This is a genomic window from Limnospira sp., assembly GCF_051859755.1.
Lineage (GTDB): Bacteria > Cyanobacteriota > Cyanobacteriia > Cyanobacteriales > Microcoleaceae > Limnospira > Limnospira fusiformis.
Genome location: NZ_JBIMLI010000151.1, coordinates 1 through 11,100 on the forward strand (window position 1 = coordinate 1; position 11,100 = coordinate 11,100).

Sequence of the window (11,100 nt, forward strand, 5' to 3'; positions counted from 1 at the left end):
TATGGCAACCTAGAATTGCCTTGGCTGCGCTGGTGGGATAGCCAGGGTAATTTGTTATTAACCGGGGATGAACGAGCAAAACTGGCGGAACAACGACTTGAACAAGCTCAGTTGCAATTACAGCAGGAACGCCAACGGGCGGAAGCTGAACGCCAACAAGCTGAACTAGAGTTACAGCAGGAACGCCAACGGGCGGAAGCTGACCACCAACGGGCGGAACGACTAGCGGAGTTTTTGCGCGCCCAGGGAATTAACCCCGAAGAACTTTAAATAAATAGAGGCGATCGCACCTACGAAGAAAAGCCTAGAGGCGATCGCTCTCCCAAATTCTCCCTATTTGAACTCTCAGGAGTTGATCATTTCATCCAAACGCGCTAAGACCTCCTGACTGTGGATGGCTGGAATCACACGCACAAAGGTTTCTCGGAGAATACCATCAGGATCAATAATAAATGAATGTCGCATCGAAAAGAAATTTAACCATGAACCATAAGCCTTGCTGACACTTCCATCAACATCAGCTAACAGCGGAAATTTTAGCCCCTCAGAGTCGCAAAACTCCGCGTGGGAGTCCACATCATCAGCACTAATCCCTAAAATTTGGGTATTTCTAGCCATATATTTCGGTAAGTCTTCCTGAAAGCGACGGGCTTCTAGCGTGCATCCTGGGGTAAAATCTTTCGGATAGAAATAGACTACTACCCACTGACCCTCGTAGTCTGATAGAGACACCTCCCCATCTCCCGTATTCGTGGGAAGCGTAAATTCTGGCGCGGGTTCATTTAGCGGCGGAAGTTGACCCCCCAAGGCTAAGACCGGACTCGCTAGGTTTAGGTTAAATAAGGCGATCGCAATTCCTAAAATGAGACTGATCAAGGTTCGGCGTAACATAACACACAGATCTAAATTTCTTTACATATATTTACATATCTCTGCCCTCACCGGACTGGCGGAACCCTAAATCTATATTTGCAGTCATGGAAGTGCGATCGCACCATATACTCCCCTAAATTCACCAACAACTCTCAAATTTGTCTCGATCTGATCCCAAACAAGCTAACATCATTAACGGAAAAATACCATTTCAAACATGACAAACATTCAACCCTTAAATGGTCAAGCATTAGTAGCAATGGTGGTTAATGGATCACCAATTGTTATCCAAGTTGATGGTGATAATGCACCCATCACCGCCGGAAACTTTGTAGAATTAGTTGAACTTGGCGTTTATGATGGTGTATCCTTCCATCGGGTAGTGCGTGAACCATTCCCCTTTGTTGTACAAGGAGGCGACCCTAACAGCGTTATTCCAGGTTTTCCCCCTAACTTATTAGGAACTGGTGGATTTATTGACCCAGCTACAGGACAAGTCCGCAATGTTCCCCTGGAAATTATACCAGAAGGTGCTACCGAACCTATCTACAGCCAAACCTTTCAACAAGCCGGAATTACAGTTCCTCCCGTATTAAGAAATGTCCAGGGTTCGATCGCTATGGCGCGGTCAGGTAATGACCCGGACTCAGCCTCTTCTCAATTTTACTTTAACTTAGTTGACTCTCCCGGCTTAGATGGTGATTATGCCGTTTTTGGTATGGTAATGCAAGGGTTTGATGTCATTGACCAAATTCAACAAGGCGATCGCATTCAAGACGCGGAAGTTTTTGCTGGGATTTTACCAACTCGCACCTCTAATCTAATCACTGATGTACCACTTTTAAATGGTTTCATTAACACTCTTAACCGCGCCAGCTTACCCTTATCTTATGCCTTTCCAAGGGATTTGGATGCTGATAATGTCATCGAAATTACCCAGGAAATTAGCCAACAAAACCCTAAAGGAGTTTTCGCCGGGGGTGGTAATGATTTAGTGATTGGCTCAGAAATTGATGATGTAATTAATGGCAACCAGGGTAATGATACCATCTATGGCGGCGCTGGTAATGACCTGATTTGGGGTGGTCAAGGTGATGACCTCCTCTTTGGTAATGATGGTAATGATATCATCAACGGAAATCGGGGAAATGACACTATCTATGGCGGCGCTGGTGATGACTTTATTCGCGGTGGACAGGGTGATGATTACTTGTCTGGAGATGCTGGAAATGATATTCTCATTGGTGATTTGGGTGCTGATACCCTCGTCGGTGGTGAGGGTGCTGATACTTTTGTTTTAACCCATGCTGATGCTACCATTGATCAGGCTGATCTGATTCTCGATTTTAACCTCGCTGAAGGCGATCGCATTGCGGTAGTCGGCGATATTGACCCATCAGTATTAATCCTTAATTCAGTGGGTAATGATACTCATATCCTTCTCCCAGAGGGGGGTATTTTCGGAGTCGTTCAAAATGCACAACCTGATCTAGTTAGACAAGGACTATTTACCCTCTCACCCCAAGATTTAGCCCTGACTATTGGCTAATTTCTTACCCTAGGGAACTGTATTTTTATCTTATCAGTCTAGTTCCCTAGATTACTAAATACTATTACCTACCCTTCCTCACCAGTTAAAACTATGTCACCATTATCTTTAATTCCTCTGGCGATCGCTTGTATTTCTGTTTGGGTCAGCCTCAGTCACCACGGACACTGGTTTGATGAACTTCCCCGCCTTCTCGCCGCCGTCATCGCCACTATATCATCAATGTGGTTTTTTGTGATTATTCCCTGGCCGGTTAAACTTAGTCTAATTCTGTTAACCTTAATTGTCGGTAACTTTTTGCTCAAAAAACAACTAGGTCTTAGATAGCAATAAATACTCAATCAATATCGCATCTTTTCCCGTCCCGTCAAAAATTCGACAACAGCAATAGCGCCCTAACTCATTCCCCAGGGACATCCTCTCGTTGATTTAGACTATCTGGAGGTGAACTGAAACCATATCCAGTTGCATTGCTCCCATCGTCGCTATCTGAGGAAATATAAGGAACCTTTGTGGGCGCTACTACCGCGTTTTGACGAAACAGAGTTTAGAGTGAACAGCTTAGAATACCTCCTGGTTGACCGAGTGATTCCCTCGAATAAATCTAGTTTGGCTGGAGTTACATCGAAACTAACAAAGTTAAGTGCATAGCTCCCATCGAAAAAGTAGAGGAAATATCAGAACCCTATAGAGGGGCTGCTCTCAAACATGACAGACTCGAAATGAAACAGTGTTTTACCTCCTGATTTTCACTACATTGGCGATGAACAAGTTTGGATTCGTTCTAGTCCTCCTTTTAGATATAAAACCGACAGATTGAACATCGCTTTTGGTATCTGTCAAAGAAGCCTGTTTGACTTCAATTACTACTTTAGCACTATTAAATATAAGTGCAAGCATATTAAACCAAACTTAACAATTTAATGAGTGACACAATCTAAATATATTAAATTTCGTTAAAAATATTCTCTATTTTCCTGGGTATAGTATCCTGTGTCTTTTTGTCTGTAGGGGTTTGACAAGATTTTACTTAATAAAGTTGACCATTTTTGAGAAACCATTGTATTGACACGGAATCTGGTATAATGAGTTGTTTGTCTATAAATAAATGGCTAAATTTAGCGGGCAAATGTAAAGAGAATGTTACAATAGGGGGATTAATCCTAAGCCGAATCTAATGATGCACCCGCTGGACCAGGAAATCGAAGCAACTCGGAAGCAAATTTTAGCCCTAGAAAGGGAAAAAACCCAGATCCAGATTCACGCATAGGCAAATCACCCCAGAAATCACGCCAGAGAATAGCTCTCCAGAAGCGATCGCCATAGCCTACCGAAACCATGCGCGAGAAACCGCCCACCAGTCAGCAGAGGTCAAAGGTATAGAAGATGCGATCGCCGCCCTAAAAATCCACCTGCGCCATAAACAACAGCAATTAGAACAATTGAGACGCAGCCAGCCTACAGAAGAACAACTAGAAGAAAGCCGCCAGCAAGCGAAACTACACGCCGATCGCATAAACCAACTATCCAGGGAACTCCAAGCGGAAGCGAAAGCCCTGAAAGCGATCGCCGATGAAATCACCCCCCTCTACTGGCAGGTGTACCATAAGCCCTTTATTACCGGATTTAGCAATATTTCCGTCCCCCAGGTGCGTTCTGATGGGGATGTTTGGACAATTCTCAATAAACTTGTCTGAAGTCCCAAATCTATGGTAATGGTATACGATGAATACTACCCCCCTTTTGTTAAAGGTTAAGCGATCGCAGCCACTATGGAATCCGTAGACTTCCTAACTTCCCTCAACTCATCCCAACGCCAAGCCGTCGAACACTTCTGCGGTCCAATGTTAGTAGTTGCTGGCGCAGGTTCCGGTAAAACTCGCGCCCTCACCTATCGGGTAGCCAACCTGATCGACAATCATAAAGTCAACCCCGAAAATATCCTAGCCGTCACCTTCACCAACAAAGCCGCTAGAGAAATCAAAAACCGGATCGAGTCAATTTTTGCCCAACAGCAAGCCCAAAAACAATACCAGAAACCCCTATCAGCCTTAGAACCCGCTACCCAAACTCAACTGCGATCGCAAATTTACCGGAAACTCACCAAACATCTATGGATGGGAACCTTCCATAGCCTCTGTGCGCGGATTCTTCGCTACGATATCAACAAATACCAAGATGAAAAGGGCCGTCAGTGGAAACCTAACTTCTCAATTTTTGATGAGTCAGACGCACTAGCCCTAGTTAAGCAAATCGTCACCAAAACCCTCAACCTAGACGACAAAAAATTCGACCCCCGCAAAACTCGCTATAAAATCAGTAACGCCAAAAACCTGGGATTGTCTCCTCAACAATACCTACAGGAGAACCCCGACTATCAGGGGCGAGTAACTTCGGAAGTCTATAGTTTATATCAAGATGCCCTCGCAGCTAATAACGCCCTAGACTTTGACGACCTAATTCTCGTCCCCGTCGCCTTATTTCGCCAAAACGAACAAGTTTTAGCCTACTGGCATCAAAAATTTTGCCATATTCTAGTTGACGAATATCAAGACACTAACCGCACCCAGTATGACCTGATTCGCCTATTAACAACCAATGGAGAAGCACCGCCATCTTTTCACAATTGGCAGAATCGGTCTATTTTTGTGGTGGGGGATGTAGATCAGTCTATTTATTCCTTCCGAATGGCAGACTATCGGATTATGCTGGAATTTCAACAAGATTTTGGCGATGGTTTACCGGATGATGACAGCCGCACGTTAATTAAACTAGAAGAAAACTACCGATCGCGAGAAAACATCCTAGAAGTAGCCAACCATCTCATTCAAAATAACACCACCCGCATTGACAAAATTCTGCGCCCTACGCGATCGCCTGGTGTTCCGGTCTGCTGTCATAAAGCCGATGACGAAATGGCAGAGGCTAACTTTGTAGTTGATAATATCAGAACCATTATCAACCAAAACCCCGAAATCGGCTTCGGTAGTTTTGCCATTCTCTATCGCACCAACGCCCAATCTCGACCCTTTGAGGATGTATTACTGCGTGAAAATATACGTTATAACATTGTCGGCGGGCTAAAGTTCTACGATCGCCGAGAAATTAAAGATGCCATATCTTATCTTCGCGTTATTGCGAACCCCGCTGATAGCGTCAGTTTGCAAAGGGTGATTAATGTACCTCGGCGCGGTATTGGTCGCACTACCATAGACGGCTTAAATAATGCCGCCCAACAGTTAGGGGTTCCCCTCTGGGAAATTATTAGTGATCAAGACTCCGTTAATACTATTAGCGGACGCGCCGCCAAATCTGTTAATCGCTTCGCCCAAATGATTCAATCTTGGCGCGATCGCCTAGAAACTACCACCGCCCTCGAAATTTTAGATGGCATTCTGGAAGACTCTGGCTATTCCCAAGACCTCAAACAACAAGGCACTGATGAAGCAGATAACCGCCTAGATAACTTGCGGGAACTCTGTAACGCCGTTTCCCAATTTCAGGAAGAACAGGAAGATACCAGTTTACAGGCTTTTTTAGCCAGTGCATCCCTATCCTCAGATTTAGATAATCTTCAGGAAGGAGAAGAAGCCGTTTCTCTGATGACCCTACACTCCGCTAAGGGGTTAGAATTTCCCATTGTCTTCCTAGTGGGTTTGGAAGAGGGACTATTTCCCAACTTCCGCAGTATTAACGACCCTCTCAGTTTAGAAGAAGAACGGCGACTTTGCTATGTAGGCATCACCCGCGCCCAGGAACAGTTATTTATTACCCACGCCAGGGAAAGGCGTTTGTGGGGGTATCGCGAACCTTGTGTTCCTTCCATGTTCCTAGGCGAATTACCACCAGACCTAGTGCAGGGATATAAACCTTTGACCCGTCGCCAAGCAGCCAAAACCACCACCAAGAATAAAAAAGCCAAGGGGACTACCAAGAAAAGTCCCCAAGAGTGGAATGTGGGCGATCGCGTTTTACACCGCAGTTTTGGTGTTGGTCAAATCACCCACATTTTCGGAGATAAGCAAGGTAAGCTATCTATAGCCGTTAAATTTCAGGGTTCTAGCCCCAAAATTCTCAATCCTAGTGTAGTACCTTTAGAGTCCCTAGATTAGGCCTAGAATATGCCCAGTATATTCCATATACTGCGGGTATACACATAACCCACCCCTAGCATCACCCCTACTTCCGTAGTCTCTCTGATGTAGCCTACATTAAAGCGACCCGTCAAGATGAAACTGTAGGAAATTGGTACGTCAACACCCGTCATAAACAGGGGACCGAAGCTAAAATCGCTATTGAATAGGTCCGCATAAATGATGCCAGCACCTATAAACGGAGAGGCAACTATACCCCCTGTATCTACCCGCTGAGGGAAGCTATAGGTCAAAGCCGTGACACTAGCACCCTCACCAATAAGCACGCCACCAGTGTGCAAAGATAGATTCTCAGAATATCCCGCTTTACTTAAAGTGCTGCCGCCTCCCTTACCCAAACCAGAAGCATTCCCGGTAACGCCAATATTACCCCCAACCGCAAAATAGCTGAAGTGGTTACTCAAGCGGCGGTTATTCCGGTCAGCCGCGCGGCGGGGATTATCCTGCCAGGATTGAGCTATGATATCATCCCCTAAGATATCATCCCCCAAGGCTATCTCTTCAGCAATGCGCCATTGTGGTTGTATGGCTACCACATTTAAATCAATTGCATCGGTAGAAGGGCTATTTTCGTTGATTTCTGACAGATACTGAGGAGTTTCTTGGCTATTAGTATTAACTAATTCCGCGATGGTTTCAACTTCTGGGTTAGTATTAACTAATTCCGCAATAGTTTCAACTTCTGGGTTAGTATTAACTAATTCCGCAATAGTTTCAACTTCTGGGTTAGTATTAACTAATTCCGCGATGGTTTCAGGAACTTCTAGTTGAGATTCTAAGTCTTGGGCTAAACTCAAGAAATTTTTGTTAACTGGTGTTTCCTCTGATTCCTGAAAGTCTTTAATAGTCCCCGCCGCCAAAACTTGACTACCGCTAAAGGCTACGATCGCAAAACAAGCAAGAGCAACCGACTGTTTAAAAATGGTCATACTGGCCCCTCACAACATTCAGCTAGGAATAACGGAATCATACACCATCTTGCCAGGAAGGGAGAACCAAAATATATTTTTCTTATTAATTCTGGACTCTCCCCTCTCGCAGATTAACAGTCAGCCCACCATAACTTTAGTCAAATCTATCATTAAAGGTGCGGATATGTTCTGCCAACTTTTGAGAAATTTCTGGGTTATAAATCCTGAGATAATTCCAGTAATTTCCAAACACAGATTTCACATAACCATAGGTTTCAGGATAGGGGATTTTATCGATAAAGTCATCAGGATCATTAAAGCCAAACCGCCTTACCCAATTAGCTACCGCACCCGGACCGGCATTATAACTCGCCACAGCCAACAGTGAATTATTGTTATATTCTCGGTGGGTAAAATCAAAGTAATAAGTTCCCAAATTTACATTATCTTCAACATCTTCTAAAGAGTAGTTAGTCAGTTGAATTTTCTGGGCTACTTCTGCCCCGGTTTCGGGCATTACCTGCATTAATCCAGTCGCGCCAACCACTGACTTAATTGAAGGCATAAACCGCGACTCCTGGCGAATTAGAGCGGTAACCAAGACTGGATTTAGTTGGCGTTTATTTGACCAACTCACAATAGTTTCTAGGAAAGGAAAAGGATATAAAGACTCCCAATAACCCGGTTTTTGCTTCAAAGCCAGATATTCCTGATGTTCTTCGGGGTCATTCCGACGGCTAAGGCTGGAAATCATCCACAGTCCATCTAAGTTGTCACCGACGGCAATTCGCATTAAACCATCAGTATATTGTTGGGCGACAGAAGGCTGCTGACGATAATTACTAAATTCGACCTGCCACAAATTCCAGGCATCCTGACCGCGCCCTAGGCGATATAATTCCCTTACTGCCTCGGAACCTGCGGGCGGAATAGGTAGCTGTTCTAAGTGTTCCACATGGGGAGAGAGGGGGCGCACAGTGGTAAAATCTCCCACTGGCCAACCCAAAAACACGGCAGCCCGCCAAGCATAATAAGATTCAGGATATCTGGCTAACAGATATTCAAAAGCCTTGGTGGCATCTTGTGAATTCCCCTGCTGTCGCGCCCACCTTCCCAGCATAAAGGTAGCTTGCGGCGCTAACTCACTATCGGGGTTTTTGGTAATTAACTGTCGTGCCCATTCTGAAGCCAGATCCAGTCTTCCGGCTGTAGCACCCTGTTGGGCGAGAGTCCAACGCAACTGGGCGGCGGGTTCGGAATCACTATATTGACTTAGCAATAACTGACGACTCTGAGAAGCTGTCTCGGTAGATCTGAGTTTATCAAGCACATTAGCGCGCTCTAACAGGGCCTCGGCGGCATGATTAGGGAAATTGTCTACTACTTGATTAAGCAGGGGTAGGGCTTCTCTAGGCTCGACTAACCGCGCCAGTCTAATCCTTCCTAAGCCGGCATCTTCACCCCCAGGATCGGTTTGGGTGGGGAATGCGGCAATTAACTCTTGATAGGCGCGACGTGATTCGGGAATTTTGCCACTTAACCATAGTCCCCTGGCGTGTCGATACATATTTCTAGGGGTTTTTGGGGCTTTGGAATAGGCGATCGCCCCTTGAGCATAATCCATCTTCTCCCAATAGCCAAAGGCAATATTTTCCCAATCCTCTGGGGTAAGTTGTTGTTGATAATTCTGAGTTAACTTGGCTAAATAAGTGCCATATTCGGGTAGATGAATACCATGTTGGGCAATTAATAGCAATAATGGGAATTGATCGGGATTCTCTCTCAGGAGGGTTCTGGCAATTTCTACGGTCTGCGGGTGGGCGGGAAATTCAGCGATCGCCCTATCCCAATATTCCCGATTAGTTTCGCCTAAAGCATATAACCCCATGACCACGACGGGATCTTCTGGGTGGCCATCCACTAAGGCCTTCCATGACTGTGAGGCTAATCGTGTATCTCCAAGCTGTTCATAAGCCAAAGCCCGCATTTTCAGGATATGACCCGCTAAGACACGATAACTCCTCTCTAATCCATCTAACTTTTCGAGGGCGGCTTCTGGCTGTCCGGCTTCTAATAAATCCGCGGCTAGTAAAAATCTAGCGCGATCGCGATTTTCGGAGGTAGTTCTAGTGGTGGCAATTTCTTCTAATTCCTGGCGGCGGGATGCTGGAGACAACACCGCCAAACTCATCACAGCTTCTGAAGGCTGGGAAACTTCCGACATTTCCCCGGTCCGAGAAGACCAAATTTTTGGTAATTGCATCATCGGGAAAAATATTCCCACCAACAATGCTGCCACAGCAGCCACAACATACAGCGAAACTTGGGTAACTTTTCCCTTTAACATAATTCTTGAATCGGTAAGTTGTTTTACTTAAAACTTAATTCACCCGACAGAGTATCCATCGCAATGATATGGGAGGGTTATGTATCGGAAAGACATCTCTACCCTGACTCCAATTTTCAAACCAACCCGTTGGAGGCCAGGATTCGGAGGGGAGGTGCGATCGCTCATACTCATACACCGACTCATCGGATAATACCTCTAATGGTAAACCGGCCATGATCGAATTGAACTCCGATCGCGTGATTAAATAAGACCATTGCACCTGGGAAAGTTCCCTCGCCCGGTTATCAGGTTCATAACCTGGCTCTGTTAAAAATGTGTTAAACAACAACAGCCCCCCCGGTCTGATAGCATTACACATTCTCGCTAACAGGGTTCGCACATCCTGATTATTCCGAAAATGGGAAATCACCTCCGACACCAACACCAATTGATAGCTTTTCTGGGGTAATTGCAGAGACGGGTTCAAAATATTACTTTGGATAACCCGCACCGGTAATTGGTTCTCCTGGGCTTCTTTCGCGATAATTTGGGCAAATTCTGGAGTTAATTCTACGGCATCTACAGGATGTCCCCGCCTCGCTAAAGCTAAGGTATTGCGACCTACCCCAGCCCCTACGTCAAGAATGGGGGCGTTGGAGGGGGGGTTAAACTCTTTTACCACATCCATCAGTTTAGCGTCAGCATGAGAGCCAAACAAGGGTCCCTGGCGACTGGTTAACCACCGTTGATACTTCTGTTCGACTGATAGAATTTCTGTGAATACGCTTAATTTTAAGCCGCTGGTGAGTCCTTGGGTGGGGTCTGGCGGCTCGTATTTAAAAATTATCCGAGAATGGGGTGATTGATTGTAACCGTATCCTAGTTTCCGCGCTACTAATTCCCGCAGGGCTGTCATTTCTTCCTGGGTGAATGTCTGTCCTAGGGATTTTAAAATTCGATCAAACTGGTCCATGTATTCGTCTATCATGGACGGGATACAGGGTAGGCTCATTTGACCGCTGGCTGCTGTGAGTCGCTTTACCTTTAATGAAATGGCGTTTGATAAAATGGCGTTGTTCATATTTTGGCGATCGCTCAGAGATATCGGCTTGTTTGCTACCACCGGTCAAGTATCCTCAATATACAGATTAAGTGCATTTCTGCTAATTTAACAAAAATCTGCCCATAATTTGGTTAGTTCCGGCTATCACGTAAAACTCCTGGGAGGGTTGGAAGCTCCGTGATTTATCGCGGAGAGGAAAACCGACTCAAGCGGATGACCGC

8 protein-coding genes and 1 pseudogene are annotated in these 11,100 nt (G+C 45.3%); 5 read left to right on the forward strand and 4 right to left on the reverse strand.

Translation table 11 applies throughout. From position 1 onward, the window contains the following. Positions 1-270: pseudogene (locus tag ACTIE0_RS20190) on the forward strand (Uma2 family endonuclease); the annotation flags it as partial. A 75-nt stretch (positions 271-345) separates the two neighbouring features. Here ACTIE0_RS20190 and ACTIE0_RS20195 read toward each other — a convergent pair. After that, complete coding sequence (locus tag ACTIE0_RS20195) at positions 346-891, reverse strand: peroxiredoxin (RefSeq protein WP_006669372.1); 546 nt, start codon at positions 889-891, stop codon at positions 346-348. 199 nt (positions 892-1,090) lie between these two features. Between ACTIE0_RS20195 and ACTIE0_RS20200 the strand changes: the two genes are divergently transcribed. The 4 genes from ACTIE0_RS20200 to pcrA all read left to right on the forward strand — a co-directional run bounded on the left by ACTIE0_RS20200 (position 1,091) and on the right by pcrA (position 6,534). After that, positions 1,091-2,422, forward strand: a complete 1,332-nt coding sequence (locus ACTIE0_RS20200) for a peptidylprolyl isomerase (protein WP_006669371.1) — start codon at positions 1,091-1,093, stop codon at positions 2,420-2,422. A gap of 93 nt (positions 2,423-2,515) precedes the next feature. Beyond that, positions 2,516-2,749, forward strand: a complete 234-nt coding sequence (locus tag ACTIE0_RS20205) for a hypothetical protein (RefSeq protein ID WP_006624052.1) — start codon at positions 2,516-2,518, stop codon at positions 2,747-2,749. Between the two features lie 1,115 nt (positions 2,750-3,864). After that, positions 3,865-4,119: a hypothetical protein gene (locus ACTIE0_RS20210; protein WP_006624051.1), complete on the forward strand. Its 255-nt coding sequence runs from the start codon at positions 3,865-3,867 to the stop codon at positions 4,117-4,119. Positions 4,120-4,194: 75 nt separating this feature from the next. Further along, entirely contained in the window at positions 4,195-6,534 is a 2,340-nt protein-coding gene (gene pcrA / locus ACTIE0_RS20215; protein ID WP_006669369.1) for a DNA helicase PcrA, read from the forward strand. Between the two features lie 2 nt (positions 6,535-6,536). On the opposite strand, the gene ACTIE0_RS20220 is transcribed toward pcrA, so the two are convergent. From ACTIE0_RS20220 to ACTIE0_RS20230, 3 genes are all read right to left on the reverse strand, one after another. Further along, positions 6,537-7,505 (reverse strand): hypothetical protein, encoded by a 969-nt coding sequence (locus ACTIE0_RS20220; protein WP_006669368.1) that lies wholly within the window; start codon positions 7,503-7,505, stop codon positions 6,537-6,539. 136 nt (positions 7,506-7,641) lie between these two features. After that, complete coding sequence (locus ACTIE0_RS20225; protein WP_006624048.1) at positions 7,642-9,834, reverse strand: lytic transglycosylase domain-containing protein; 2,193 nt, start codon at positions 9,832-9,834, stop codon at positions 7,642-7,644. A gap of 34 nt (positions 9,835-9,868) precedes the next feature. Beyond that, on the reverse strand, positions 9,869-10,939 hold the full coding sequence (locus ACTIE0_RS20230) for a class I SAM-dependent methyltransferase (RefSeq protein WP_008053119.1): 1,071 nt from the start codon (positions 10,937-10,939) through the stop codon (positions 9,869-9,871). Between the last annotated feature and the right edge of the window lie 161 nt (positions 10,940-11,100).

Bases quoted from the DNA above. Each gene is read 5' to 3' on its own strand.
- ACTIE0_RS20200 (WP_006669371.1), top strand. From the start codon at position 1,091: ATGACAAACATTCAACCCTTAAATGGTCAAGCATTAGTAGCAATGGTG.
- ACTIE0_RS20205 (WP_006624052.1), top strand. From the start codon at position 2,516: ATGTCACCATTATCTTTAATTCCTCTGGCGATCGCTTGTATTTCTGTT.
- ACTIE0_RS20220 (WP_006669368.1), bottom strand. From the start codon at position 7,505: ATGACCATTTTTAAACAGTCGGTTGCTCTTGCTTGTTTTGCGATCGTA.
- pcrA (WP_006669369.1), top strand. From the start codon at position 4,195: ATGGAATCCGTAGACTTCCTAACTTCCCTCAACTCATCCCAACGCCAA.
- ACTIE0_RS20225 (WP_006624048.1), bottom strand. From the start codon at position 9,834: ATGTTAAAGGGAAAAGTTACCCAAGTTTCGCTGTATGTTGTGGCTGCT.
- ACTIE0_RS20195 (WP_006669372.1), bottom strand. From the start codon at position 891: ATGTTACGCCGAACCTTGATCAGTCTCATTTTAGGAATTGCGATCGCC.